The 26622-nt window shown below is 68.2% G+C and carries 27 protein-coding genes and 1 tRNA gene; 12 read left to right on the top strand and 16 right to left on the bottom strand.

The features are described 5' to 3' along the window. Positions 1-11: 11 nt before the first annotated feature. Positions 12-965, bottom strand: a complete 954-nt coding sequence (locus E0H92_RS21080) for an SMP-30/gluconolactonase/LRE family protein (protein ID WP_131497371.1) — start codon at positions 963-965, stop codon at positions 12-14. A 143-nt stretch (positions 966-1108) separates the two neighbouring features. On the opposite strand from E0H92_RS21080, the gene E0H92_RS21075 reads away from it, so the two are divergent. Genes E0H92_RS21075 through E0H92_RS21065 form a run of 3 tightly spaced genes read left to right on the top strand, consistent with a single transcriptional unit; the run spans position 1109 to position 3922 of the window. Continuing rightward, the gene (locus E0H92_RS21075; protein ID WP_238152445.1) at positions 1109-2281 is read left to right on the top strand and encodes a sensor histidine kinase; all 1173 of its coding nucleotides are present in this window, start codon (positions 1109-1111) and stop codon (positions 2279-2281) included. Then, on the top strand, positions 2278-2898 hold the full coding sequence (locus tag E0H92_RS21070; RefSeq protein ID WP_131459453.1) for a response regulator: 621 nt from the start codon (positions 2278-2280) through the stop codon (positions 2896-2898). The genes E0H92_RS21075 and E0H92_RS21070 overlap by 4 nt, the downstream gene beginning before the upstream one ends. Before the next feature lie 31 nt (positions 2899-2929). Beyond that, a complete protein-coding gene (locus E0H92_RS21065) occupies positions 2930-3922 on the top strand; it encodes a cation diffusion facilitator family transporter (RefSeq protein WP_165549784.1) in 993 nt (330 codons plus the stop codon). Here E0H92_RS21065 and E0H92_RS21060 read toward each other — a convergent pair. Further along, entirely contained in the window at positions 3919-4269 is a 351-nt protein-coding gene (locus E0H92_RS21060; protein ID WP_131343510.1) for a thioesterase family protein, read from the bottom strand. The genes E0H92_RS21065 and E0H92_RS21060 overlap by 4 nt on opposite strands. 35 nt (positions 4270-4304) lie before the next feature. Here E0H92_RS21060 and E0H92_RS21055 point away from each other — a divergent pair, with 35 nt between their 5' ends. Beyond that, entirely contained in the window at positions 4305-4916 is a 612-nt protein-coding gene (locus E0H92_RS21055; RefSeq protein ID WP_238151057.1) for a MarC family protein, read from the top strand. An 81-nt stretch (positions 4917-4997) separates the two neighbouring features. Then, on the top strand, positions 4998-5696 hold the full coding sequence (locus tag E0H92_RS21050; RefSeq protein ID WP_131497369.1) for a hypothetical protein: 699 nt from the start codon (positions 4998-5000) through the stop codon (positions 5694-5696). Between the two features lie 55 nt (positions 5697-5751). Here the strand turns inward: E0H92_RS21050 and E0H92_RS21045 are convergent, their stop codons facing one another. The 5 genes from E0H92_RS21045 to E0H92_RS21025 all read right to left on the bottom strand — a co-directional run bounded on the left by E0H92_RS21045 (position 5752) and on the right by E0H92_RS21025 (position 9101). After that, positions 5752-6513: a hypothetical protein gene (locus tag E0H92_RS21045; protein WP_131497368.1), complete on the bottom strand. Its 762-nt coding sequence runs from the start codon at positions 6511-6513 to the stop codon at positions 5752-5754. A gap of 14 nt (positions 6514-6527) precedes the next feature. Further along, positions 6528-7016, bottom strand: a complete 489-nt coding sequence (locus E0H92_RS21040; protein ID WP_131459449.1) for a SigE family RNA polymerase sigma factor — start codon at positions 7014-7016, stop codon at positions 6528-6530. A 379-nt stretch (positions 7017-7395) separates the two neighbouring features. Next, positions 7396-7468 (bottom strand) — tRNA-His (locus E0H92_RS21035). A 79-nt stretch (positions 7469-7547) separates the two neighbouring features. Beyond that, a complete protein-coding gene (orn, locus tag E0H92_RS21030; protein ID WP_131290006.1) occupies positions 7548-8168 on the bottom strand; it encodes an oligoribonuclease in 621 nt (206 codons plus the stop codon). Between the two features lie 51 nt (positions 8169-8219). Next, a complete protein-coding gene (locus E0H92_RS21025; protein WP_131459448.1) occupies positions 8220-9101 on the bottom strand; it encodes a class I SAM-dependent methyltransferase in 882 nt (293 codons plus the stop codon). A 77-nt stretch (positions 9102-9178) separates the two neighbouring features. On the opposite strand from E0H92_RS21025, the gene E0H92_RS21020 reads away from it, so the two are divergent. Next, a complete protein-coding gene (locus tag E0H92_RS21020; RefSeq protein ID WP_238152444.1) occupies positions 9179-9658 on the top strand; it encodes a GNAT family N-acetyltransferase in 480 nt (159 codons plus the stop codon). A 22-nt stretch (positions 9659-9680) separates the two neighbouring features. Here E0H92_RS21020 and E0H92_RS21015 read toward each other — a convergent pair whose 3' ends face one another. From E0H92_RS21015 to E0H92_RS21005, 3 genes are all read right to left on the bottom strand, one after another. Next, on the bottom strand, positions 9681-9884 hold the full coding sequence (locus E0H92_RS21015; RefSeq protein ID WP_130381366.1) for a cold-shock protein: 204 nt from the start codon (positions 9882-9884) through the stop codon (positions 9681-9683). 95 nt (positions 9885-9979) lie between these two features. After that, complete coding sequence (locus E0H92_RS21010; RefSeq protein WP_238173511.1) at positions 9980-10753, bottom strand: hypothetical protein; 774 nt, start codon at positions 10751-10753, stop codon at positions 9980-9982. A gap of 12 nt (positions 10754-10765) precedes the next feature. After that, a complete protein-coding gene (locus E0H92_RS21005) occupies positions 10766-11320 on the bottom strand; it encodes a dihydrofolate reductase family protein (protein WP_131497367.1) in 555 nt (184 codons plus the stop codon). A 178-nt stretch (positions 11321-11498) separates the two neighbouring features. On the opposite strand from E0H92_RS21005, the gene E0H92_RS21000 reads away from it, so the two are divergent. Next, on the top strand, positions 11499-12470 hold the full coding sequence (locus E0H92_RS21000) for a 2-dehydropantoate 2-reductase (protein ID WP_131497366.1): 972 nt from the start codon (positions 11499-11501) through the stop codon (positions 12468-12470). 169 nt (positions 12471-12639) lie between these two features. On the opposite strand, the gene E0H92_RS20995 is transcribed toward E0H92_RS21000, so the two are convergent. From E0H92_RS20995 to E0H92_RS20985, 3 genes are read right to left on the bottom strand one after another with little or no spacing between them, the layout of a single operon-like run. After that, the gene (locus E0H92_RS20995) at positions 12640-13992 is read right to left on the bottom strand and encodes an ABC transporter substrate-binding protein (protein ID WP_131459445.1); all 1353 of its coding nucleotides are present in this window, start codon (positions 13990-13992) and stop codon (positions 12640-12642) included. A gap of 11 nt (positions 13993-14003) precedes the next feature. Beyond that, complete coding sequence (locus E0H92_RS20990) at positions 14004-14867, bottom strand: carbohydrate ABC transporter permease (RefSeq protein ID WP_131290024.1); 864 nt, start codon at positions 14865-14867, stop codon at positions 14004-14006. Then, positions 14864-15796 (bottom strand): carbohydrate ABC transporter permease, encoded by a 933-nt coding sequence (locus tag E0H92_RS20985; RefSeq protein ID WP_238152442.1) that lies wholly within the window; start codon positions 15794-15796, stop codon positions 14864-14866. Before E0H92_RS20985 ends, E0H92_RS20990 begins: the two co-directional genes overlap by 4 nt. A gap of 132 nt (positions 15797-15928) precedes the next feature. On the opposite strand from E0H92_RS20985, the gene E0H92_RS20980 reads away from it, so the two are divergent. Then, on the top strand, positions 15929-16975 hold the full coding sequence (locus tag E0H92_RS20980; protein WP_131459444.1) for a LacI family DNA-binding transcriptional regulator: 1047 nt from the start codon (positions 15929-15931) through the stop codon (positions 16973-16975). A 59-nt stretch (positions 16976-17034) separates the two neighbouring features. Here the strand turns inward: E0H92_RS20980 and sucD are convergent, their stop codons facing one another. Beyond that, on the bottom strand, positions 17035-17934 hold the full coding sequence (gene sucD / locus E0H92_RS20975; RefSeq protein WP_131497365.1) for a succinate--CoA ligase subunit alpha: 900 nt from the start codon (positions 17932-17934) through the stop codon (positions 17035-17037). 14 nt (positions 17935-17948) lie between these two features. Next, positions 17949-19094: an ADP-forming succinate--CoA ligase subunit beta gene (sucC, locus tag E0H92_RS20970; RefSeq protein ID WP_131497364.1), complete on the bottom strand. Its 1146-nt coding sequence runs from the start codon at positions 19092-19094 to the stop codon at positions 17949-17951. Positions 19095-19228: 134 nt separating this feature from the next. Here sucC and E0H92_RS20965 point away from each other — a divergent pair, with 134 nt between their 5' ends. Then, on the top strand, positions 19229-20569 hold the full coding sequence (locus E0H92_RS20965; protein WP_131497363.1) for an OFA family MFS transporter: 1341 nt from the start codon (positions 19229-19231) through the stop codon (positions 20567-20569). A 508-nt stretch (positions 20570-21077) separates the two neighbouring features. On the opposite strand, the gene E0H92_RS20960 is transcribed toward E0H92_RS20965, so the two are convergent. Next, complete coding sequence (locus tag E0H92_RS20960) at positions 21078-21335, bottom strand: hypothetical protein (RefSeq protein ID WP_131459439.1); 258 nt, start codon at positions 21333-21335, stop codon at positions 21078-21080. A gap of 123 nt (positions 21336-21458) precedes the next feature. On the opposite strand from E0H92_RS20960, the gene E0H92_RS20955 reads away from it, so the two are divergent. The 3 genes from E0H92_RS20955 to E0H92_RS20945 are packed head-to-tail and all read left to right on the top strand — an operon-like array spanning position 21459 to position 26615. Further along, positions 21459-23168: a thiamine pyrophosphate-binding protein gene (locus tag E0H92_RS20955; RefSeq protein WP_131497362.1), complete on the top strand. Its 1710-nt coding sequence runs from the start codon at positions 21459-21461 to the stop codon at positions 23166-23168. A 12-nt stretch (positions 23169-23180) separates the two neighbouring features. Continuing rightward, positions 23181-24407: a formyl-CoA transferase gene (frc, locus tag E0H92_RS20950; protein ID WP_131497361.1), complete on the top strand. Its 1227-nt coding sequence runs from the start codon at positions 23181-23183 to the stop codon at positions 24405-24407. A 60-nt stretch (positions 24408-24467) separates the two neighbouring features. Then, on the top strand, positions 24468-26615 hold the full coding sequence (locus E0H92_RS20945; RefSeq protein WP_131497360.1) for an acetate--CoA ligase family protein: 2148 nt from the start codon (positions 24468-24470) through the stop codon (positions 26613-26615). Positions 26616-26622: the final 7 nt, after the last annotated feature.

Below are 26622 nucleotides of genomic sequence, written 5' to 3'. Positions count from 1 at the left end.
CGGGCGACGCTTCATCGGCGCGGGTTGAGGGTGATGACCTGGTACGGCGGGACCGCGGTCGCCTCGTCGAACTTGCTGTCGACCGCCAGCAGTCGTCCCTGCGCGAGCTTCGCGGTCGTCAGCACCCGGTCCGGGTCGGTCGGCGTCGCGGACACCAGCCGCGCGGTCCGGCCGTCGGCCGACAGCCGCAGCGTGCTCAGCACCTTGGAGAAGTTGCGCACGACCCAGAGGCTGTTGCCCTGCTGGACGAGGCCGTCGGCGTTGACGAGGTCCGCGCCGGCGGTGTCGATCGCGGTGGCCTGCGCCGTCCGCAGGTCGAACCGCCACAGCTTGCCGACGTTGCCCTGGGCCACGACCAGCGCCCGGCGGTCCGGTGACAGCACGATCCCGCCGAGGTTGAAGCCGGTCGCCGTCTCGATGGTCCCGGTCGCGTCGGCCCAGGTCGTGACGGTCCACCGGCCGTGGTGCTCGGAGACCCGGAAGATCTGCGGAGCGTTCGAGTTCGTGAAGTAGGCCGCGCCGTCCGGCCCGATCACGAGGTCGTTCAGGAACGCGTTCGGTACGCCGGTCCGCAGCGCGGCGAGCAGCCGCCCGTCGCGTTCGTAGACCCACAGGTCCGGCGCGCCCGGGTGGTCGATCCCGTTCGGCCCGCCGGCGACGTACACGCGGCCCTGGGAGTCGACGTTCACCCCGCGGGCGGTCCAGCGGCCGTCGGTGCCGTCGCCCTTCAGCCACTCGACGGCGTCGCCGGAGCGGAGCTGACCGCGGTGGATCTCGCCGCCGGTGGTCTCGGACACGTAGTAGTTCTTGGTACGCGCGTCGTACCCGATGCCCTCGAACTTCGAGCCGCCGGCGTCCCCGGGCAGCTCGTACGTGGCCGGACGGGCGGCGAAGGCCGTCGAGGCGCCGGCACCGAGCAGGGTGGCGGACAGCGCGAGGGTGGCGGACATTGAACGGACAGACATCTGGACCCCTAAGCGGTCGGTGGATTGCGAGCTGCCTCCAGCCTCCGTCGGCCGGGCGCCCCGCACGACGGGTGTTCGGCCACCAATCGATAGCCGAACGGATGATTCGGAACCGGGTCCAGGCGGCCTACGATCACCTGAACATGTCTACTGCACACACCCCGTCGATCCTGAGTCACGCGACCCGGCTGGTGACCGCACTGCACGCGGCGCTGGTGGTTCTCGTGCTGGCGTCGGCGATCCGGTACCTCACAGGTCACGGGCTCGACGACCGTGGACCGTGGGTGCTGGTCGGTGCAGTAGTGCTGCTCGCGACGTACGCCGCCTACCGTGTGCTGCCCAGTCGGGTCTGGCTGGCGTTGCTGGTCGTGGAGTGGTGCGTGCTGGTGTTCCTGGCGCCGTCGTTCGCCTGGTGCGCGGTGCCGCTGTCTTTCGTTGCCCTGCGCATCCTGTCGTTCCGGCCGGCCTGTCTGGTTGTTGCGGGCATGGTGGTGGTCACCGTGGTGCAGTGGACCCGGATGACCGACCGGCTGGACCCGACGATCGTGCTGGGCCCGGTGTGTGTTGCAGTGCTTGCCGTAGGCGCCTATCGGGCGCTGGAGCGGGACGCACTGGCCAGACAGGCCCTGCTGGACGACCTGCACGCAGCACAGGGCGATCTGGCCGACGCGCAGCACCAGGCCGGTGTCATAGCGGAGCGCGCGCGGCTGTCGCGCGAGATCCACGACAGCGTCGCCCAGGGGTTGTCGAGCATCAACCTGCTGTTGCAGGCCGCCGAACGCGAGTGGGACGACAGACCGGCTGCCGCACGCGAGCACGCGGCCCAGGCCGCAGCCACGGCACGCGACGGACTGGACGAGGCCAGGAGGGTCGTCCGCGACCTGGCACCGGCTGAGCTCGCGGCTGGTCTGCCGGAAGCGCTTCGCAAGAGCTGTGAGCGTTTGGCGGCCCACAGCGACGTCAGCGTCCGTGTGCAGGTGCACGGTACGCCGGTCACTCTCGACTCGGAGGTGGAGACAGCACTGCTCCGCACGGCCCGCGGCGCACTCGCCAATGTCCTCGAACACGCGCACGCGAAAGCGGCTGTCGTGACGCTCACCTACCACCCGGATGCGGTGGTTCTCGACGTTGTGGATAACGGCCGAGGCCTTCCGCGATCTCATGTCAAGATCGATTCCGACCGCGGCCATGGACTGGCCGGAATCCGAGAACGGCTGAGACAACTGGGAGGAACGCTGGTGCTGGAAAGTGAACCGGGGGACGGGACGGCGCTGGCCGCGTCGATCCCGCTGCGGGTGTATCCGGAGCGGCCATGATCCGGGTTGCCCTGGTCGACGATCATCCCGTGGTGCGCGCGGGAGTCCGGGCGCTGCTCGAAGGGCAGGAAGACCTGACCGTCGTCGGCGAGGCGTCGGACGCGCGCAGCGCGGAGCAGCTCGTCGCGGCCCTGCACCCGGACGTCGTACTGATGGATCTGAACCTCGGCGCCGGCGCTGGTGGGGCCGAGGTCACCGCGCGTCTGAGGGCCCTGGCCGAGCCGCCGTACGTGCTGGTGCTGACGACGTACGACACCGAGGCGGACATCATGAGCGCGATCGATGCGGGGGCCTCCGGTTACCTGCTGAAGGACGCGCCGCCGGAGGACCTCTTCCGCGCGATCCGCGGCACTGCCCGTGGCGAGACGGTGCTCGCGCCGGCCGTCGCCGCACGGCTGGTGCGTCGTTCCGGTCCGACGCTGACCGAGCGCGAGGTGGAGCTTCTCGGCCTGCTCGCCACCGGCAAGTCGAACCGTGACATGGCCAAGAAGCTCTATGTCAGCGAGGCGACGGTCAAGTCCCATTTGGCGCACATCTACTCGAAGCTGGAGGTGGACAACAGAGCGGCGGCCGTGGCCCGTGCGATCGAACAGCGCATCATCCGGCCAGTCAGCTGAGTCCGGCGGGTCAGCTGAGTATGGTCGGACCGTGAGCAGCTCGGAGACCGACACGTCCGGTGGCGAGAGCCTCCTGACAGTGCTGGTCGCGCTCGCCGCGAACCTGTTGATCGCCGTCGCCAAGACGGTTGTCGCGGTGATCACCGGATCCGCCTCGATGACGGCGGAGGCGGCGCACTCCTGGGCAGACACCGGCAACGAGGTGTTTCTGCTGGTGGGGGAGCGGCGGGCGCGGAAGCCGGCCGACCAGTCGCATCCGCTCGGGTACGGGCGGGTCGGTTACATCTGGTCGATGTTCGCCGCATTCGGGCTGTTCACGGTCGGCGCCGCGGTCTCGGTGTGGCACGGCATCCAGTCGTTGCAGCACGGTGAGGCGGAAAGTACGTCGTACGGCTGGGCGTACGCCGTGCTCGGGGTCTCGTTCGTTCTCGAGGGGATCTCGTTCACGCAGGCGCTGCGGCAGACCAAGGCCGGTGCGCTGGAGCGGATGCTGCGACCGTGGCGGTACGTGCGGCTGACGTCGAACCCGGTGCTCCGGGCGGTCTTCGTCGAGGACCTGTCCGCGCTGATCGGCATCCTGATCGCGGCGCTCGCGATCCTGATGCATCAACTGACCGGCGACGCGGTCTGGGACGCGATCGGCTCGATCGTGGTCGGGATCCTGCTCGGCGGGGTCGCGCTGTTCCTGATCAGCCGGAACATGGACTTCCTGACCGGTGAGGCGGTCACGCCGCTGGCCCGGAACCGGGTGCTCCGCGCGCTGCTCGCGCACGAGGACATCGAGCGGATCACGTTCCTGCACATGGAGTGGGTCGGCGCGGACCGGATCTTCCTGGTCGCCGCGGTCGACGTGGTCGGCAACGACGTCGAGTCCGAGGTCGCCGCCCGCCTCTACGCGATCGAGGACGCGCTGAACGCCCGCCCGGAGATCCAGCAGGCGATCCTCACGCTCTCCCGTCCGGGCGACCCGGCCAGCCTCCAGCCCGGCGAGCTGCCGGCCTGGTACGTCGAGCGGCCGGTCTAGGGAACGTTCGCGAGGAACCGTTCGCGGTCGACCACGACGCGTTCGAGTTCGCCGTCCGCGATCAGTTGGCCGGCCGAGTTGGTGGCGCGGACCTGGAAGCGCAGGTGGCGCCCGTCCACCTCGGGGCCGTCCGCGGCGACGTCGACGGTGTCGCCGACGCGGGTCGGCAACCGGTGGCGGATGCGAACCGACGTACCCACAGAGGTCTGGCCGGGTCCGAGCGCGCTCAGGGCGAGCTGGGCGGTCGTGTACTCCAGCCAGGTGATCAGACGGGGAGTCGCGAGCACCTCTACGTCGCCGCTGCCCACGGCTAGTGCGGTGTCGGCGGCGGTCACCTCGTGGCGCACGGCAGGTCCTCTCTGGGCCGTGTACGCTCCCGACCGTGGAGCCCGTACACGTTGCGGTTTCGGCGTTGGCTGCATTGTTGCCGATCATGAACCCGATCGGCGCGCTGGCCACCTTCGCAGGTCTGACAGAGGGTGTCGACCGCGCCGCGATGAAACGCCAGGCGGTGATGACCGGCGTCTACGTGCTGGCGATCCTGACCGTCTTCGCGCTGTTCGGCACGCTAGTTCTGGAGGGGCTGGGCATCGGCTTGCCAGCGCTGCAGATCGCCGGCGGCCTGGTGGTCGCGCACTCCGGCTTCGGGATGATCGTCGCCCGGCAGACCCTGACCGAGGACGAGAAGACGCACGGGGCGGCCAAGCCGGACGTGTCGTTCTCGCCGATGGCGTTGCCGTTGATCGCCGGACCGGGCGCGATCGGCGTGGTGATCGCCCTGACCGCACGGCATCCCGGAATCACGAACCGGCTGAGCGTGATTGTGGCCTCGGTCGTGATCGCCGCGCTCGTCGCGGCGCTGCTGCGCTTCGGAACGCCGCTCGTCGACAAGCTCGGCCCCACGGGCCTGGGCGCCCTCAGCCGCATCATTGGCTTCCTCACGCTGGCGATCGGCGTCGAACTGGTCACCCACGGCGTACTCGCGGCGAAGTAACGCAATGTAACGCCCGAGGCTCTCGGCGCGATAGCAGGCATGACCGGATGGGGTGTCCGGTCCTCGATCGAGGGGGGAACCTTGCGTATCAAGTCATTGCTCGCTGCCGGTGCGTTGGTCGCCGGCCTGCTATCGCTTCCGGCCACGGCGTCCGCGCAGCCGGCCGATGCCCGGTCGGCTGCGGCCGGAACGTGTTCGATGGTGATGCCGGCCCGGTTCAGCATTCGGGCGGCGGTCACGAACTTCAAGATCACGCTCGCTGCGAACTGCAAGACGGCGGGGATGTCGGATGCTACCTGGACCGGGTCGACCACGGGATCGACGTGGTCGGAGTTCCTGTGGTTCGACGACACGACGTACTCGGAGACGCTCACGATGTACGCGCTGAGCACTCCGGTCGGGCGGACCACGTGGATCGGCACGGGGGCGGCCGACCGGAACTACAACGACATCGCGCAGACGAACGCCTCGTCGTACACGAAGTACGGCTCGTCCGCCACACTGATCGGCGGCCGTAAAGGCTCGCGGACTGCCTTCATCGCGACTGTCGGGTACTACAACCCGAAGATCAACGCGTTCGCCCGCTGGTCCGGTAAGCAGGTCCTGCTGCAGTACAAGGAAATCGGAAGCTCGACCTGGAAGGGCCTGAAGTACTTAACCACAAACGCTTCCGGTCAGGCGGCCTACACGTACTACCCGAACAAGACCCGCACTTACCGCCTGTACGTCCCCCAGAACGCGTCGCTCTGGGACTTCTACACCCCGGCCATCAGCCGCTGACCCACGAGCCCATCGCGTCTTCTCCGGGGAGTAGACGCGATGGGCTCACAGGCCTCTACTTCATGCCCTTCGTGGGGGAGACGGGCGGGAGCTTCCAGGCCTTGCTCTTCGCGAGGGCCGAGAGGTCTTCGACCGAGAGAAGAGGCGTGGGGCGGGTGTGCTGCTTGCCCTTCTGTGCCGGGCCGTTGTAGCTGGTGAGGTTGATGTTGCGGCCGTCGGGACGGAACAGGACCACGTAGTTGCTGACGACGCTGAACTCCGCCTGCCGGCTGTCGCTGTACTCGGGTGACTCCTTGGAGACGTACAGGACCGACCCGTCCGGCAGGGTGCTGCACCCCGCGCGCTTGGGGACACACGGGTTCCCCTCGCCGCCACCGGAGAGCAGTACGTCGACCCGTGCGGCGCCGTGACCGTCGTTGACGACGTACGCCGCACCGGCGTAGTCGCCACCGCCCCACGTCTCAGGGCTCACGAAGGTCCGGCCAGGCGCCGCAACGAGTGCCTTCAGCGTCGCCAGCGTCTGCTTCGGGTTCACTCCAGCGGGCTTGGCGGTCGGAGTCGCCTTGGCCGAAGGCTTCGCGATCGGCACAGGCGAACCAGCGACCCCAGCGTCCCTGGGGGAGCCGGCGAGGTGGATCCCGCCGGCGATCAGCCCCGCGGTGGCCAGCACGGCCCCGGCGCCGGACGCGGTGGCGATCGCCGTACGCCGACGCCGCAGCCGCAACCCCTGCGCGACGCTGCGTTCGAGCAGATCGGGTGTGACGGGCTCGAGGTTTTCGGTGGCGCGGTTCATCAAATCGGTGAGTTGGGTGTTCATGGTTCTCCTCAGCGTCAGTGCGCGATCAACTGGTCGGCGCCGTCACCAAGAACCGCCCGCAGACGGTCCAGGGCGCGGGCGGTGCGAGTGGTGATCGCACTGGTCTTCTTGCCTAGATCGAGCGCCACCTGCTCGACGCTGCGATCTTCGAAGAACCGCAGCACCAGCACGGCCCGATCCAACGGCGCCAGCTCCGCCAAAGCACTCTGCAAAGCCACCCGCAACTCCGGATCCCCAGCCCGCTCCACCCTCTCCGGCACGTCAGCAGTAGGCCGCTCAGACCAACTCTTACGCCGCCGCTGCGAGACATAAGTCCGCACCAACGCAGTACGCGCATAAGCAGCAGGACTCTCGATCCGCTGCCAGACCTTCAGCAGATTCGCCAGCGTCTCCTGCACCAGATCCTCAGCATGATGCCGATCCCCCGCCAGCAACCAAGCAGTCCGATACAGCCGCGGTATCTGAACCCGAGCAAACTCCTCGAAGTCCTCAGTCGTACCCATCCACACCTCCTGTAGATGCCTCTGTCAGAAGAGACGCATCCACAGCCAGGTCAGATCACACCCCAACTCAGAAGACTTTCGACAGAACCCAAACCGAGAACGCCAGAAACCCCACCACAAACGTCACAACAACCACGACGCCATACCCGAACCAAGCACTCCCACTCAACTTCACCAGAACATCCTCCCACGCACGCCACAAACCGAACGGGACCACCGAAGCCGAGCGAACTGCCCAACCCGACCACGGAAGCCGAGCGAAGCGAAGGCGAAAGGGGGTGCGGGTGGCGGAGCCCCCGCCGGCGGCAAGCGAAGCGCAGCCGCACAAAATGACGAAGCCGACCAAGCCTGCGCTTTCCGCAGGCATGGCCGGCCATCGGGTGAGTGACGGGACTCGAACCCGCGACCACCTGGACCACAACCAGGTGCTCTACCAGCTGAGCTACACCCACCATTGCCGTCTGAACCGCGACGGCTGAGCAATCATAGCGACGAACTGTCAGGACCTGAAATCGAGGGTGAATCCGCTGGTCAGGCGCCGGTTGTGCTGTCCTCGGTGGGTGCTGCGACGAGGCTGGCGGCGGCCCGGGCGGTGCTGGAGTCGGGGCCGGGTTGCGGCACGAACACGGTTTCGCGGTAGTACCGCAGTTCGGAGATGCTTTCGGTGATGTCGGCGAGGGCGCGGTGGTTGCCGGTTTTGGCGGGGGTCGCGTAGTAGACGCGCGGGTACCAGCGCCGGACGAGTTCTTTGATGGAGCTGACGTCGACGTTGCGGTAGTGCAGGTGGGATTCGACGCGGGGCATGTCGCGGACGAGGAAGGTGCGGTCGGTGCCGACGGAGTTTCCGGCGAGGGCGGCCTTGCGCGGCTCTTTGACGTACCCCGTGATGAAGTCGAGGACCTGTTCTTCGGCGTCGGCGAGCGGGATGCCGTTGGCGAGCTCTTCGAGCAGGCCGGACGCGGTGTGCATGTCGCGGACGAAGTCGCCCATCTGGTCGAGCGCGGCCGGGGGTGGCGCGATCACCAGGTCGATTCCGTCGCCGAGCACGTTCAGTTCGTAGTCGGTGACGAGAACCGCTACCTCGATCAGGGCGTCGTTGGCCAGGTCGAGGCCGGTCATCTCGCAGTCGATCCACACCAGCCGGTCGTTCATGGGCACCCACCTTACGGTGAGCGGCCGACAGTGCGGTGACGGCGTGCCCTGTCAGCGCGGCGAGTGCCCCAGGTGGACGCTGCGGACGGACAGTACGGCGAGGTCTGTCCGCTGTCCGAGGTAGTGCGGTCCGTCTGGGTCCAGCAGCTGCCGCCAGGTGTCCAGATCCTCCGGAGCCAGCCACTCCTCATCGGCAACCACGTGTCCGTGACCGTGACCATGACCGGTGCCGGTCAGCCGCTCGATCCTGATCCGGAACGCGTGGACGACGCCTTCGAGCAGCTCGGGAGACAGCGGCGCCGGTGTCTCGGTCAGCACACTCCGTGTGGTCGCGCCGGTCAGCCCAGCCCGGGTCAGCGCCTCGGTCCACCCGTACGGCATCGGCACCGACCCCGGCAGCGATTCCCGCATGACCTTGAACCACCGGTCCTGCGCCAGGTCGAGCCGCAGCTCCAGACCGGGCTCACCGACTCCGAGATCCCAGGGGAGGTGCCGTGCGGGCAGCCCGCCCTCGGCGAGTGCCAGCCGCCCGCCAGGTGCGAGGAGGGAGGCCAGTGCGTCCACGGCGGCCTGCTGGTCGGCGGCGTGGTGAACGGAGGCCGACGCCCAGATCAGGTCGGCCGGCGCGTCGATTGCCCGGCGCAACGGTTCCGCTCCGTCGTCCATCGACGCCAGCTCGCACCGCACCAGGCCCGCGGTGTGTTCCCGCGCCTGCTCCAGTACGTCGGGATCCGCGTCGATCGCCACCACGGTCGCGCCGGGCAACGCCTCGGCGAGCGCCCTGGCCATTCCGCCGCCACCGCAGCCGACGTCCGCGACGACCTTGTCGCCGTCCCGCACCAGACTGCGAGCCACGCCGGCGTTCCAGGCGCCCTCGCCCTCGGCCGCCGCGCGCAGCCGTCCCGCCTCTTCGGCCCAATCGATTTCGATCATGACGACAGTCTGGTCCTCGCGGGTGACGCAGCCCACCTCACGTTGCCGGTTCGGCAAAGGGCGTTACCGTTGCGCGGGTGATCGCCACGGACCGCCTGACTCTGCTGCCGCTCGAGGTCGAGTACGCCGAAGCGATGGCAGCGGTCCTGTCCGACCCTGCCCTCTATACGTTCACCGGCGGCGAGCCGCCGACTGTAGCGGCTCTGGAGGCGCGCTACCGCCGCCAACTGGCCGGTCCGGGACGCCCGGACGAGCAGTGGCTGAACTGGGTGATCAAGTACGACGACGCGCTCATCGGCTACGTGCAGGCGACCGTCATCGACGGTACTGCGGAGATCGCGTGGGTGATCGGCGCCGCGTGGCAGGGCCGCGGTTTCGCGAAGGAGGCCGCCCAGGGACTGGTCACCTGGCTACGGGCTCAGAGAATCGGCCGGATCATCGCGCACGTACATCCGGACCACACCGCATCGGCCGCTGTCGCAGCCGCGATAGGTCTCACCCGCACCGACGTACTGGACGACGGGGAGTACCTGTGGAACACGGCAGACCCGGCGTGAACCGGGTCTGCCGTCTACAGAATCAGACCGGGCGGACGTTCTCCGCCTGCAGGCCCTTCGGGCCCTGGGCGATCTCGAACTCGACCCGCTGGTTCTCGTCCAGGGAGCGGAAGCCCTGCGTCTGGATCGCCGAGTAGTGCACGAACACGTCGGCGCCGCCGTCCTCCTGGGAGATGAAGCCGAAGCCCTTCTCGCCGTTGAACCACTTCACTGTTCCCAAAGCCATTTTTTTCTCCTGATACGACAAAACGCCCGGCGGATTACAATCCGCGGGCGCTTCGACACGAACGTGGAACTGCAAAACTGCAACGGTCAGAAACCCTAGCACGCTGGATGAGCCGTCAGCCACCCCTCGCCACGCCGTACGTCGTATTCATCCGGCGTTCCCGCCCAGGTCACCGCGCATCCGGACGTCCCGCACTCACACGCGAACGGGTACGGCGGCAGCTCGGCCAGCCCGATGTCCGCCTGCCACAACCGCCCCTGACGACACGCCGCGAGGTTCTCGTACCGCCGCTGCTGACTGAGCTCCGCACCGGGCTCCAGCCGGGGCAGCACACCCAACACGCCCTCTACGGCACGAGCAATAACAGCCCAGTCCGGGGAGGCAGAGACCTCGATGACGGCACGTCCCCGCTCGGCGGCCTCACGTCGTACCAGCTCGGTCAGTACGGCGTCACGCGCCAGCAAGCTCTCCAGATGACCACGGTCCGGCCGCTCCTCCCGTGCCCGGCGCGTCTGCTCGGCGTCCGGCAGCAGCCACACCGCTGCCGGAACCGAGTCAGCCATCGAGGGGAAGAGCTGTGGTCCTTCCACCACCGCAGGTACGTCGCCCAGCCCGCGCTCGCGTACATCCGCCACAACCAGCTCCAGGCGCAGCCGTGCGATGTCCACGAACGCGTCCGCGGCGTACTCGGGCCCGACCGCCAGGTCCTCAGCCAGCGGCCGGAGTGGTGGGAGCCGCTCCAGGTGCGCGTAGGTCCACAGGTCCACCGGGTGTAGCGGCAGGTCGGTACGCCGCGCGAGGTCCCGCGCGATCGTCGACTTCCCCGCCCCCGGAGCCCCACCGATCCACACCATCGCCGGCCACGTCACCGGACCATCTTGCTAGGGCCGTACGTACGTCGCCAACGATGCCGCGCCGGTCTGGGTGACTGAGGCGAGCTGGAAGTGGACGGGGGTGTCGGACGGACCGAACAGCTTCTCGCCGCTGCCGGCGATCGACGGGAACGTCATCAGCCGGTACTCGTCGACCAGATCGGCGGCCTGCAGCGCCCGGATCACGCTGAGGCTGCCGGTGACCGCGATGGTTCGCGCCTCGCTCCGCACGTAGTCCGTCAGCGTGCCCTCCATCAGGGTCGAGTTGGAGAAGGCCGACAGGTCTGTCAGCGAGTGGGACACGACCACCTTGGCCATCTTGTTCATCCGGGTCGAGAAGTCGTCGGTGCGGTTCGGCCAGAGCCGGCTGAAGAGCTCCCAGGTGGTCCGGCCGAGCAGCAGTACGCCGGTGTCCATCAGCTCGCCGAGCCGGAACTTGTCGCCGCCGACGGTCTCGGGGCCGTGCCGGAACGCCCAGCCGCCGGCCGGGGTGCCGCCGGAGCCGTCCGGGTCGGTGACGATGCCGTCGAGGCTGACGAATCCGGTGACGATGACGTGGCCCATGGTTCCTGCTCCTCGTGTCGGGTGGTTCATGCCGGTACCTACCGGCGGCCAGGCCCCGATTCATCGCTGCGCACCGAACTTTTTTGGCGAGCGCTTGCCGGGAAGTGTGATCTTGACCGCATTCAGCGTCCAGCCTACTGTATGCCGTATACAAGCCTCCCGGAAGGCAGGGACCCTTATGAGAGTTGCGGTTCTCGGCGCCGGTGCGATCGGCGCGTACGTCGGCGCCGCGCTACACCGCGGTGGGACAGAGGTCCACCTGGTCGCCCGCGGCGCGCATCTGGAAGCGATCCGGTCGGACGGTGTCACGGTGCTCAGCCCACGCGGTGACTTCACGGCCCGGACGCCCGCCACCGACGACCCGACCGCGATCGGCCCGGTCGACTACGTCTTTCTCGGGCTCAAGGCGAACTCGTACGCGAACGCCGGCCCACTGGTCGAGCCCCTGCTGCACGACCGCACAGTGGTGGTCGCGGCGCAGAACGGCATCCCCTGGTGGTACTTCCACGGTCTGAAAGGCCCGTACGAGGGACGCCGGATCGAATCGGTCGACCCCGGCGGTGCCGTCACCCAGGTGCTCGACCTCGACCGCGCGATCGGCTGCGTCGTCTACTGCTCGACCGAGCTCGAAGGTCCGGGCGTCGTACGGCACCTGGAAGGCACCCGCTTCTCGATCGGCGAACCTGGCGGCGGTCAGTCGGAGCGCTGTGCGGCGTTCAGTACGGCGATGATCGCCGGCGGACTGAAGTGCCCGGTCGAGAACGACATCCGCAACGACATCTGGATCAAGCTGCTCGGGAACGCGGCGTTCAACCCGATCAGCGCGCTGGCCCGGGCGACGATGGTGGAGATCGCGACGCATCAGGGCACCCGGCAGATGGTCCGGCTGATGATGGAGGAGTCGCTGGAGATCGCCGCCGCGCTCGGCTGTCATCCGGACATCTCCGTGGACAAGCGGCTCGACGGCGCCGAACGCGTCGGCGAGCACAAGACCTCGATGCTGCAGGACCTCGAGAAGGACAAGCCGCTCGAACTCGACGTCATCCTCGCCGCGGTCGTCGAACTCGCCGACCTGACCGGCGTCAAGGCCCCCACGCTCCGGGCCGTGCACGCGGTAGCCGACCTGCTCGCGAGCAAGGTCGGCGTGTAAAGCAGTACTGATTGCCGCGACTCCGTCGCGGCGGGTCATGGGGCTGGAACTCCCGTCCTTCCCTCGTCGCTCCAGTCGCTTCGCTCCCTGCGCTCCTCAGTCCAGGACGGGAGGCCCCATGACCGGGTGGGTCCGGCCAACAGCGACGCCGGACCCACCTGTTCCATCGTCAGCCGTTGACCTGGAAGCCCTGCTCGTTGCCGTACTTCACCAGCGCGTCCTGCCACGACGTGAGGCCGGCGTTCAGGTCGGACTTCGACTGGTACGCCTTGCCGACCGTGTCGCCGTAGATGCTGTTCGCGTACAGCTCGTACGGCAGGTAGCTCCAGCCCTTCACGACCGAGCCGGCCGCCGCGGTGAGCACCTGGTTGATCTTCTGACCGCCGAAGTACGCGCTCGTCTTGTCCACGAACGCCGGGTCCTTGAGGTCGGCCGTGGTCGCCGGGAAGCCGCCGCTGGCGAGGAACGGCTTGACGCCCTCGTCGTGGTTCAGCCAGCGCACGAAGGCCGCCGCGAGGGCCGGGTTCTTGCTCTGCTTGAGCACGGACTCGGTGCTGCCGCCGTTCTCCGCGGTAGCCGGCTGGCCGTCGTACGTCGGCATCGGGGCAACTGCCCACTTGCCCGCGCCCGCCTTCACGGACGACTCCATCACGCCGGGCATCCATGCACCGGTCGGCAGCGTCGCGATGGTGCCGTCGCCGAGTGCCTTGAACCACTCGTCGGTCCAGCCCGGGATGTTCGAGACGAGACCGCCCTCGACGAGCTGGTTCCACATCCCGGTCCACTTCTTGGAACCGTCGTCCTGCAGGTTGATCGTGACGTTCTTGCCGTCGGTCTTGAACGGCTGGCCGCCGGCCTGCCAGATCATGCTGGTGGTGAAGCCGGCGTCACCGGAGTCGTTGGTGATGTAGGCCTTCGGGTTCGCCGCGTGCAGCTTCTTGGCGGCCGCGACGTACTCGTCCCAGGTCTTCGGCACGGCGATGCCGTACTTGTCGAAGACCTGCTTGTTGTAGAACAGCGCCATCGGTCCCGAGTCCTGCGGCAGCCCGAACAGGCCGCTGCCTGCGTGCACGGCGGCCCAGGTCGAGGCCGTGTACGCCGACTCGTACTGCGAGAACCCGTACTGGTTCAGGTCGACCAGCGAGCCGGGCAGGGCGAACTGGGGGAGCGCCTGGTACTCGATCTGGGCCACGTCCGGCGCACCGGAGCCGGCCTTGATCGCGTTCTGCAGCTTCGTGTAGTGGTCGTTGCCGGTGCCCGCGTTGACGTAGTTCACCTTGACGTTCGGGTACTGCTTCATGAACGCGGTGACCTGGGCCTGCGCCGACGGCGTCCAGCTCCAGTAGGTGATCTCGCCGCCCGCCTTCAGTGCGGCGTCGACGGCGTCGGCCGAGCCGGTCGTCGTACCGCCGCCGGCGGCGTCGGTCTTGGAGCCGCCGCCACAGGCGGCCAGAACGGCGAGCGCCGTCAGTGCGGCTCCGGCAACCACCAGCTGCCGGAGGCCTCGACGATGTGACTTCATGGATGTTCCTTTCACTTCACACTGCCGGCGCTCAGGCCTGACTGCCAGAAGCGCTGGAGAAGGAGGAAGGCGACCACCAGCGGAACGATCGTCAGCAACGATCCGGTGACCACCAGGTTGTAGATGGGGCGGGCGCCCACGCCGGTCGCTTGGTTGCTCCACTGGGTGAGCCCGACCGTGAGTGGGTAGAGGTTGGGTTTGCTGAGCATGATCAGCGGCAGGAAGTAGTTGTTCCAGGTCGACACCATCGCGAACAGCAGCGTGGTGACGATGCCGGGGGCAAGCAGTCGCAGCGCGACGGTGAAGAACGTGCGGACCTCGCCGGCGCCGTCGATCCGGGCCGCCTCGAGCAGCTCTCCCGGTACGGCGTCGGTCGCGTAGACCCACATCAGGTATAACCCGAACGGGCTCACCAGCGAGGGGATGATGATCGCCCACACGGTGTTCGTCAGCCCGAGGTTGGAGAACATCAGGAACGTCGGTACGGCGAGCGCGGTCCCCGGCACCGCGACGGCGCCGAGCAGTACGGCGAAGACGGCCCGGCGACCGGTGAACTTGTACTTCGCCAGTCCGTAGCCGGCCGCGGTGGCGAGCAGCGTCGCGCCGCCCGCGCCGACGACGACGTACAGCACCGTGTTGCCGAGCCAGCGCAGGAAGATGCCGTCGTTGTAGGTCAGCGTGTCCTTGATGTTGGTGAAGAACGCGAAGCTCTTCCCGAACCACAGCCCTGGTGTGGAGAGCAGGTCGTCCTGGGTCTTGGTTGTGCTGAGCAACAACCAGGCGAGCGGGACGATCGTGTACAGCAGGTACAGCACCATCACGCCGGTGAGCAGCTTCGAGCGCTTCGGGCGCAGGGGAGAGGTCACGGTACTCACAAGGCCTCCCGGGATCCGCGGAGCTGGACGACGTACGCGATGATCGCGGTGATGATGCCCATCACGATCGCGACCGTGGCCGAGTAGTTGAACTGCTGGCCGGCGAAGGACAGGTTGTAGGCGTACATGTTGGGCGTGTAGTACGTCGTGATCACGTTCGGCGCGAGCGTGCGCAGGATGTTCGGCTCGTTGAACAGCTGGAAGCTGCCGATGATCGAGAAGATCGTCGCGATCACGATCGCGCCGCGCAGCGCGGGCAGTTTGACCGCGAGGATCGTCCGGAACGTCCCGGCGCCGTCGATCGCGGCCGCCTCGTACAGCTCGCCCGGCACCGTCCGCAGTGCCGAGTAGAAGATCAGCATGTTGTAGCCGACGAACTCCCAGGTGACGATGTTGGCGATCGACGGCAGCATCCAGGTCCCGCTGAGCGGCTGGATGGCGGTCGTCCCGAGCAGGTCGTTGAGATTCGCGGCCAGTCCGAAGTTGTCGCCGTAGATGTAGCCCCACATCAGGACGGCGACGACGCCCGGTACGGCGTACGGCAGGAAGATCACGATCCGGAAGAAGCCGGCCGCGTGCAGCCGCGCGCTGTCGATCGCGAGTGCCGCGAGCAGTGCAAGCCCGAGCATGATCGGTACCTGGACGACCAGGAACACCCCCACCCGGCCGAACGCCTCCCAGAACTTCGGGTCCTGCAGCGCCTGGGTGTAGTTGTCGAGCCCGACGAAGACAGTGCCGCCGAAGAAGGCCTGGTTGCGATACAGGCTGAGGTAGATCGCGTACCCGATCGGGGCCAGGAAGGTGAGCGCGAAGACGGCCAGGAACGGGCCGACGAACAGCCACCCCTTGCCGTCCTTGAACACCCGCCGGCGGCGCTGGCCGGTCGCACCGGCCCGCGCAAGCTGCTGCTGGGCCACGGACTCCGCCACGTCCGGGACCTCCTCTCGCTCTCGGCCCCGAGGTGGGGGCGCGACACGCGATGTTGACGTCAACATCGACGGCGCGACGCTAGCGTGTTTACGTCAACATGTCTACACTCCGGACTCAAACCAGGAGGTGCGATGACAGGGGAGGATTCAGCGGGCCGCCGGCGACGCGGGCCGTCGATGGCGGACGTGGCCCGGATGGCCGGGGTGTCCGGGCAGACCGTCTCGCGGGTCGCGAACGGGCGGAACAATGTCGACGCGGCCACCCGGGACCGGGTCCGGGCCGCGATGAGCCAACTCGGCTACCGCCCGAACAGCGCTGCCCGCGCGCTACGGAACGGCGAGTACCGCAGCATCGGCGTGATCGTCTTCGAACTGCACAGCTTCGGTACGACGCGCACGCTCGACGCGATCGCGACGGCCGCGACCATCAGCGGGTACGCGATCAACCTGGTTCCGGTGCTGGACGTCTCGCAGAGTGCGGTGACGAACGCCTTCAGCCGCCTCGGCGAGCAGGCGGTGGACGGCGTGATCATTTTGATCGAGGCGCACACCCTGGACGAGGCCGGCGTACGGCTGCCGGACGGCCTGCCCGTCGTGGTGGTCGACTCGAGCGCGCATTACGACTTCCCGATCGTCGACACCGACCAGCGGCAGGGCGCCCGGCTGGCCACAGAGCACCTGCTGAACCTGGGCCACGCGACGGTGTGGCACCTCGGCGGGCCGCCGACGTCGTTCGCCGCCGACCGCCGACGGCAGTCCTGGGAGCAGACGCTGATCGACCACGGCCGGGAGGTGCCGCCGGTGTACGACGGCGACTGGACGGCGGGCTCGGGATACGAAGCTGGCCGGCACTTGGCCGCCAACGCCGAGGTCACCGCCGTGTTCGTCGCGAACGACCAGATGGCGCTAGGCCTGCTGCGCGCGCTGCACGAGCGGGGGCGTGCGGTGCCCGGCGAGGTCAGCATCGTCGGCTTCGACGACATGGAGGAGGCCGCCCACTTCTGGCCGCCACTGACCACGATCCGGCAGAACTTCGTCGACGTCGGCCGGCTGAGCGTCGACGCCCTGATCCAGGAGATCCAGGCCGGCGAACACCACCACGAACCGGTCGCCGTCGCCGCCAAACTCGTCCACCGCAGCAGCACCGCACCCCCGCCGCACTCCGCATCTGGTGGGTAGGCCCACGAGATGCAGGGTTTACGACCTGAATACGGGTGGCCAACCCTGCATCTGGTGGGTCAACCAGCGAGATTCGGAACGGCGGGCGCGAGGGTGGTGCGGAGGAGGTGGGCGGTTTCGGTGGGAGTTTTGCCGACGCGTACGCCGGCTGCTTCCAGGGCCTCCTGCTTTGCGGCCGCGGTGCCGGACGAGCCGGAGACGATCGCGCCGGCGTGGCCCATCGTCTTGCCCTCCGGGGCGGTGAAGCCCGCGACGTACCCGACGACCGGCTTGGTCACGTTCTCCTTGATGAACGCGGCCGCACGCTCCTCGGCGTCACCACCGATCTCACCGATCATCACGATCGCGTCGGTGTCCGGGTCGTCCTGGAACGCCTGCAGCGCGTCGATGTGCGTGGTCCCGATGATCGGGTCGCCGCCGATCCCGATCGCGGTCGAGAACCCGAAGTCCCGCAGCTCGTACATCATCTGGTAGGTCAACGTGCCCGACTTGCTGACCAGACCGATCCGCCCCGGCCCGGCGATATCGGCCGGGATGATGCCCGCGTTGGCGCGCCCCGGGCTGATGATCCCCGGGCAGTTCGGCCCGATGACACGCGTCCCACCGGCCTGTGCGTGCGCGAAGAGCGCGGCGGTGTCGTGCACCGGCACACCCTCGGTGATCACGACCACCAACGGAATCCCGGCATCGACCGCTTCGAGCACCGCGCCTTTGGTGAACCGTGGTGGTACGAACACCACCGACACGTCGGCGTCCGCTGCCTTCACCGCATCCGCACACGACCCGTAGACCGGGATCGAGCGCCGCGCGAAGTCCACCGACTGCCCGCCCTTGCCGGGGGTCACCCCGCCGACGATATTGGTGCCGGCGGCAAGCATCCGGCTGGTGTGCTTCTGTCCCTCGGATCCGGTCATGCCCTGCACGACGACCCGGCTCTTCTCGGTCAGGAAGATCGCCATCTCTTGTTCTCCTTCTACGCGGCGAGCTCGGCGGCCCGGGCGGCGGCGCCGTCCATCGTGTCGACCACGGTGACCAGCGGATGGCCGGCCTTGGCGAGGATGGTGCGGCCTTCCTCGACGTTGTTGCCGTCCAGACGGACGACGAGCGGCTTGTCGGCCCGATCACCGAGCTGGGCCAGCGCCTGCACAATGCCGTTCGAGACCGCGTCGCAGGCGGTGATGCCGCCGAAGACGTTCACGAACACACTGCGCACCTGCGGATCGGACAGGATGATCCCGAGTCCGTTCGCCATCACCTCGGCGGACGCGCCACCACCGATGTCGAGGAAGTTGGCCGGTTTCACGCCGTACGGCTCGCCGGCGTACGCCACGACATCCAGGGTGCTCATGACGAGCCCCGCGCCGTTGCCGATGATCCCGACCGCGCCGTCCAGCTTCACGTAGTTCAGGCCCTTGGCATGCGCCTCGGCCTCGAGCGGGTCGGCGGCCGCCTTGTCGTCGAAGCCCGCGTGATCGGAGTGCCGGTACGCCGCGTTGTCGTCGAGCGTGACCTTCCCGTCGAGCGCTTCCAGCGTCCCGTCGCCGAGCTTCACCAGCGGATTCACCTCGACCAGGGTGGCGTCCTCCGCGATGAACGCGTCCCACAACCGCCGTACGACGGTCGCCGCCTCGGCCGGGAATCCCGCGGCCGCCACGATCTCCGCAGCCTTCGCCTTGTCGACGCCGGTCGCCGGGTCGATCCGCACCTTCGCGATCGCATCCGGGTGGGTGTGCGCGACCTCTTCGATCTCCACACCGCCTTCGGTGCTGGCGATACAGAGGTACTCGCGGTTCGCCCGGTCGACCAGGAACGAGAAGTAGTACTCCTCGGCGATGTCCGCGGCCGGCGCCAGCAGGACCCGCTGCACGGTGTGCCCCTTGATGTCCATCCCGAGGATCTCGGCCGCCTTCGCCTGTGCCTCGTCCGGGGTGGCGGCCAGCTTCACGCCGCCGGCCTTGCCGCGCCCACCGGTCTTCACCTGCGCCTTCACCACCACGCGCCCGCCGAGCTCACGGGCCGCGTCCGCGGCGTCGGCCGCGTCCTCGATCACCCGCCCCAGCGTCACCGGAACGCCGTGCCGGGCGAACAGCTCCTTGGCTTGGTACTCCATGAGGTCCACGTCGCCTCCAAGAATGTGTGGTGACGACTGTATGCGGTATGCAATCTGCTCACAAGACCTCCCCAGGTCTGGACACGCCGCGACGGAGGGAGTACCACAGACTTCATACGGTATGCAGTAGTCAGGGAGGCGACATGAATCACGTGACCCGGGATGTGCGTGACGTCTACGGCCGGCGCTACCGGATCGGCGAGGACGCCCGTGAACTCACCGGCCACTCGCGCCGCTGGCAGCTCTGGGCGGCCTGGGCCTGCATGGTCGCGATCAGTCCGTTGCAGTACTCGTTCGGCACCGCGGCCCTCGGCCTGGCCGCGGACCGCGGGTGGGGCGCGGCCCAAACCCTGTGGCTGCTGGCGGTCTTCGTCGCCGGCCAAGCACTGGTCGCGATCCCAGCCGCCTGGGCCCATCGGGTACGGCGGGCAACGCCGACGCAGCTCGTCGTCGGAGGTGGAGTGCTCGCCGCGATCGGACTCGTCACGCTGGCCCACGTGCACAGCTACGCCACGGTCCTCGTCGGCTACTCGCTCCTCGGCGGCACCGGAGCGGGCCTCGTGTACGCCGCGTGCATCACGACGTCGGCGCGCTGGTTCCCGGAACGGCGTACGGCGACCATCGGCTTCGTCACGGGTGGGTTCGCGGTCGGCGCCGTACCGAGCATCTTCCTGCTCACGCGGCTGGATCAGGCGATCGTGTTCGATCTGACCGCTCTGGTGGCGGTGCTGGTCGTCCTGATCGCCGGTGGTCTGCTGAAGGATCCGCCGCGGCACTGGTGGCCCGCGGACCTCGACGCTCAGGCGTGGGCGATCGACCGGAAACTGAACCGCAGCATCCCGCACAACGCGCCCGCGGTCCGCCAGTACCGTCCGGGGGAGGCGATGCGGACCGGCGCGCTGCCACTGATGTGGTTGCTGCTGGCAATCAGTACGGCGTTGTCGCTGCTCGGTATCGGCTTCGTGGTGAGTTACGGCGTGAGCGCCGGCCTCGGTCTCACGGTCGCGGCGACCGCTGCCGGGATGCTTGCCGCAGTCAACGGCCTTGGCCGGTCGCTCGCAGGTCACCTGTCCGACCGGTTCGGTCGCCGCCGCGTGCTGGCCGCCGTACTGATGGTCGAGGGGTTCGCGCACATGGGGTTGGTGGTTGCCGGACCGGGATGGGTGTTCGTGGTGTGCGCGATGTTCGCAGGCCTCGGCGGTGGTGCGTTCTACGCGATCATGGCCAACCTCGTCCTGGAGTTCTTCGGCGAGAACAGCCTGCTGCAGAACCAGGCCATCCTGTACTCCGCGAAGGCGGTCGGCGGCCTGATCGGCATCGGCGTCGCCGCGTCCGTGATCGCCGTCGTCGGTTACCGGCCGCTGTTCCTCGGCGCCGGTCTGCTCGGCGTACTGACGGCGCTGAGCGTGCGCCTCCTCAAACAACCCGGTCGCCCCGCGCTGCCTGTCCGCCCTCAGTTCGGTACGCCGGTGGCGGGCGAGTGAACGGCTACGCGAAGGTGCGCCGGCCGGATCCGTGCGTGATGGAACTGGTGTCACGGATGGCACGAGAACCCTGGACGGATCGCCCCGCGTGCGTGCATCCCGTCCTGAGCTCGGTTGCGCGGGCGGCGCACGACCACAGCACCTCAGACGGCCGTCGGCACCTCCTGCCCCTCGCGCCGCGCTTCATCAATACGAGCAGCGTGGGCTTCGAGGCATCCGCCCGCTTGGTTGCGTTGTGTGTTTCCACGGCACTCGCGGGTGGTGAGCTCACGGGCGACGAGTGGCGCAGGCTGACCGCGGCTCACCAGACGGCGATGCATTTGCTCGGTTCTCATGACAGCCCTGGGGGAGCGGCGCGCTGGTGGATGCCCGCTCTCGGGCGATGGAGTGAGCCGTTCTATCGCTCGTTCGTCGCCACAGAGCAGGCGGCCGAAGCGGTGGCGATCACCGCTCGCGCGGCCAATCCCGACGTACGCCTGCGCAGCTTGCTGAAGCTCTGCCTCGCGTCTCAGCCCAGGCCTTCGTGTTCGGCGTCCGCCCAGAAATCGTGGTCGTAGTCGCCGTCCGGGATGGTCACGAGTTCGTGCCGGCGAGGGGCGCGAACCTGCTGCTCGAGGCGCCGAAGGTCCGCCGTGCAGCGCTCCAGGTCGTCGAGCAGCCGCAGGACATCGAGATGCGGGCCGATCCGATTCCTCAACGCCATAAGGGATTTCTCCAGTGCGAGGAGTGCGGCGCGGGTCCGGTCGAGTTCCTCGGAAATCGTCATCACAGCCTCCTGGGTGCGAACTCTGGACAACCGCTACGCCCTGGGATAAGACTACGACTACACCATACGGTATGCAATCTACATCAAGGCCCACCGAAGGCCCTTCCGAGGAGTTGACTGCAGATGGCGCAGACAGTGTCGGAGACCCAACCCACAGCGGTGGTCAAGGAGCCGGAGACCATCTCCGGTGGTCACCTCGTCGCGAAGGCCTTGAAGGCCGAGGGGATCGACGTGATCTTCACGCTCTGCGGCGGTCACATCATCGACATCTACGACGGCTGCGTGGACGAGGGCATCGCGGTGGTCGACGTCCGGCACGAGCAGGTCGCGGCGCACGCCGCCGACGGGTACGCACGGGTCACCGGCAAGCCCGGTTGCGCAGTCGTCACGGCCGGCCCCGGTACGACGGACGCGGTCACCGGTGTCGCCAACGCGTTCCGCGCCGAGAGCCCGATGCTGCTGATCGGCGGCCAGGGCGCGCTGAACCAGCACAAGATGGGGTCGCTGCAGGACCTGCCGCACGTCGACATGATGACGCCGATCACCAAGTTCGCCGCGACCGTTCCGCACACCGCGCGGGCCGCGGACATGGTCTCGATGGCGTTCCGCGAGTGCTACAACGGCGCGCCCGGCCCGTCGTTCCTGGAGATCCCGCGCGACATTCTCGACAACTCGGTGCCGGTCGAGTCCGCGACCGTCCCCGAGGCCGGGCATTACCGGGCCTCGACGAAGAGCATCGGCGACCCGGCGAGCGTCGAGGCGCTGGCCGACCTGCTCGCGCGGGCCGAGAAGCCCGTCGTACTGCTTGGCAGCCAGGTGTGGACGTCCCGCGGCAGCGACGCGGCGATCGACTTCGTCCGGACGCTCGACATCCCCGCGTTCATGAACGGTTCGGCCCGCGGCACGCTGCCGCCGGGCGACCCGCACCACTTCCACCTGTCCCGGCGGTACGGCTTCAACAACGCCGACCTGATCCTGATCGTCGGCACGCCGTTCGACTTCCGGATGGGGTACGGGCGCCGGCTCCCGAAGAGCGCCACCGTCGTCCAGATCGACCTCGACTACCGCACCGTCGGCAAGAACCGCGACATCGACCTCGGCCTGGTCGGCGACCCGGGCGCGATCCTGGCGGCCGTCACGCAGGCGTCGTCGGGCCGGCTGCAGAAGACCGACCGGAAGGCCTGGTTCGCGGAGCTGCGTTCCGAGGAGGACGCGGCGTACCAGAAGCGGCTGCCCCGGCAGCTGTCCGACGCGAACCCGATCCACCCGCTGCGGCTCGCCCACGAGATCAATGAGTTCCTCACCGAGGACTCGATCTACATCGGCGACGGCGGCGACATCGTGACGTTCTCCGGCGGCGTGGTGCAGCCGAAGTCGCCCGGCCACTGGATGGACCCGGGCCCGCTCGGCACGCTCGGCGTCGGCATCCCGTTCGTGCTCGCGGCGAAGTACGCGCGACCGGACAAGGAAGTGGTCGCGCTGTTCGGCGACGGCGCGTTCTCGCTGACCGGCTGGGACTTCGAGACGCTGGTGCGCTACAAGCTCCCGTTCGTCGGTGTCGTCGGCAACAACTCGTCGATGAACCAGATCCGCTACGGCCAGGAAGCCAAGTACGGCAAGGACCGCGGCCGGATCGGCAACACCCTCGGCGACGTGAAGTACGACGAGTTCGCCCGGATGCTCGGCGGGTACGGCGAGGAAGTCCGCGACCCCGCCGACATCGGGCCGGCGCTGCTCCGGGCCCGCGAGTCAGGGCTGCCGTCGCTGATCAACGTCTGGGTCGACCCGGACGCCTACGCCCCCGGAACCATGAACCAGACCATGTACAAGTAAAGGGGACCCAGCATGACAAAGGCCCTCGAGGGTGTCCGTGTTCTCGACATGACCCACGTGCAGTCCGGACCGTCCTGCACCCAGCTCCTCGCCTGGCTCGGCGCCGATGTGATCAAGCTCGAGGCACCGACCGGCGACATCACCCGCCAGCAGCTGCGCGACCTGCCGGACGTCGACAGCCTGTACTTCACGATGCTCAACTGCAACAAGCGCAGCATCACGCTGAACATGAAGTCCGACCGGGGCAAGGAGATCTTCATCGACCTGGTTCGTGACTCAGACGTCCTGGTCGAGAATTTCGCCCCCGGTGCCATCGACCGGATGGGGTTCACCTGGGAGCGTCTGCAGGAAATCAACCCCGGCCTGGTCTTCGCGTCGATCAAGGGCTTCGGCCCGGGACGGTACGAGAACTTCAAGGCGTACGAGGTGGTCGCCCAGGCGATGGGCGGCGCGATGAGTACGACGGGGTTCGAGGACGGGCCGCCCACCGCGACCGGCGCGCAGATCGGCGACTCGGGTACCGGCATCCATCTGGTCGCCGGCATCCTCGCCGCGCTGCTCCAGCGGACGCACACCGGCAAGGGCCAGCGGGTCACCGTGGCGATGCAGGAAGCGGTCCTGAACCTGACCCGGGTCAAGCTGCGCGACCAGCAGCGGCTGACGCACGGTCCGCTGCGCGAGTACCCGAACGACAACTTCGGTACCGAGGTCCCGCGCTCGGGGAACGCCTCCGGTGGCGGCCAGCCGGGCTGGGCGCTGCGCTGCGCACCCGGCGGACCGAACGACTACATCTACGTGATCGTCCAGCCGCCTGGGTGGGCGCCCATCGCCCAGCTGATCGGGAAGCCGGAGCTGGCCGAGGACCCGGACTGGGCGACGCCGGTCGCGCGGCTCGACAAGCTCGACAAGATGTTCGCGCTGATCGAGCAGTGGACCGAGCAGCACACCAAGTTCGAGGTGATGGACAAGCTCAACGCGCTGAACGTGCCGTGCGGGCCGATCATGTCCACCGCCGAGCTGATCGCGGACGAGACGCTCGCGGACCTCGGCGCGGTGGTCGAGGTCGAGCACCCGCAGCGCGGCACGTTCAAGACCGTCGGCTGCCCGATCAAGCTGTCCGACTCACCGGTCGAGGTCCAGACGTCACCGGGCCTCGGCGAACACAACTCCGTCATCTACGGCGCGCTCGGTATCGACACCGGCGAGCTGCAGGAACTGAAGGCCGCCGGCGTCATCTGACCGTCCGACAGGACACAGGTTCTTCGGACGCAAGCATCGATCACAGAGGAGTTGCAGCGCATGACCTATGACAAGGCAGCAGTCCGGACCATCCTCGACCAGGCTCTGGCGGACGGCCGCACCTCGCTGAGCGCGCCGGAGGCCAAGCTGGTCGCCGACGCGTACGGCATCCCGACGCCGGGCGAGGGGCTGGCCACGACTGCCGAGGGGGCCGCCGGCCTCGCGGCCGAGATCGGTTTCCCGGTCGTGCTGAAGATCGTCTCACCGGACATCCTGCACAAGACCGACGCCGGCGGCGTGGTGGTCGGCGTCGACAGCGAGGACGCCGTGCTGGCGGCCTACAAACAGATTGTCGACAACGCGACTGCCTACAAGCCGGATGCCGACATTGTCGGCGTCCAGGTGCAGAAGATGCTGGTCACCGGCGGTGACGTGCAGGAGGTCATCGTCGGGGCGGTCACCGACCCGACCTTCGGGAAGGTCGTGGCGTTCGGGCTGGGCGGCGTACTCGTCGAGGTGCTGAAGGACGTCACGTTCCGGCTGGCGCCGCTGTCCGGCGACGACGCCCGGGCGATGGTCGACGGGATCGACGCCCACGAGATGCTCGAGGGCGTCCGCGGCGCACGGCCGGTCGACAAGGAGATTGTCGGCAATCTGATCCAGCGGGTGTCGGACCTGGTCACGGACTTCCCGGAGTTCGCGGAGGTGGACCTGAACCCGGTGCTCGCCGGGCCGGACGGCGCCACCGCGGTCGACTTCCGGATCATCGTCGACGCCGAGGCCGGCAAACCGATCGAGCGGTACAGCCAGGAGCAGATCCTGACCGCGATGACCCGGATCATGAAGCCGCGTGCGGTGGCCGTGATCGGCGCGTCCAACGAGGACGGCAAGATCGGCAACTCGGTGATGAAGAACCTGGTCAACGGCGGGTACGCCGGGGACATCTACCCGATCAACCCGAAGGCCGACGAGATCCTCGGGCTGAAGGCGTTCCCCAGCATCCTGGACGTCCCGGGGGACGTCGACGTCGCGGTGTTCGCCGTACCCGCCAAGTTCGTCGGCGGGGCGCTCGAGCAGTGCGGTCAGAAGGGTGTCGCCGGCGCGATCCTGATCCCGTCCGGATTCGCCGAGACCGGTGAGCAGGCACTGCAGGACGAGGTCGTCGCGATCGCCCGCAAACACAATGTCCGCATTCTGGGACCGAACATCTACGGCTACTACTACCTGCCGGAGAGCCTCTGCGCGACGTTCTGCACGCCGTACGACGTCCGCGGGTCCGTCGCCCTGTCGTCACAGAGCGGAGGCATCGGGATGGCGATCCTCGGCTTCAGCCGGTCCAGCCGGATGGGAGTTTCCGCGATCGTTGGGGTAGGCAACAAGGCCGACATCGACGAGGATGACCTCCTGACGTTCTTCGAGAGCGACGACAACACCAACCTGATCGCCATGCATCTTGAGGATTTGAAGGACGGCCGGGCCTTCGCCGAGACGGCGGCCCGGGTGTCGAAGAAGAAGCCGGTCGTCGTACTGAAGGCCGGACGTACCTCCCTGGGCGCGCGAGCGGCCAGCTCGCACACCGGCGCCCTGGCCGGCAACGACAAGGTGTACGACGACATCCTGCGGCAGAGCGGGGTGGTCCGGGCACCGGGGCTGAACGAGATGCTCCAGTACGCCCGCGGCATCCCGCTGCTGCCGACGCCGAAGGGCGAGAACGTCGTCATCATCACCGGCGCGGGCGGTTCCGGCGTACTGCTGTCGGACGCCTGCGTGGACGCCGGGCTGACGCTGATGGACATCCCTTCGGACCTCGACGAGGCCTTCCGGAAGTTCATCCCGCCGTTCGGCGCGGCCGGTAACCCGGTCGACATCACCGGCGGCGAGCCGCCGTCGACGTACCGGAACACGATCGCGCTGGGGCTGTCCGACGAGCGGATCCACGCGCTGATCCTGGGGTACTGGCACACGATCGTGACGCCGCCGATGGTGTTCGCGAAGCTGGTCGCCGAGGTGGTCGAGGAGTTCCGGGCCAAGGGCATCGACAAGCCCGTGGTCGCCTCGCTGTCCGGTGACGTCGAGGTCGAGGAAGCCAGCCAGTACCTGTTCGACCACGGTGTGGTCGCGTACCCGTACACCACCGAGACCCCGGTCCAGGTCCTCGGTGCCAAGTACCGCTGGGCCCGCAACGCCGGGCCGCTCGGCATCAGTTGATCGTCAG

The sequence above is a fragment of the Kribbella speibonae genome, assembly GCF_004331375.1.
Taxonomy (GTDB): Bacteria; Actinomycetota; Actinomycetes; order Propionibacteriales; family Kribbellaceae; genus Kribbella; species Kribbella sindirgiensis.
This window is presented reverse-complemented; position numbering and strand designations above follow the sequence as displayed.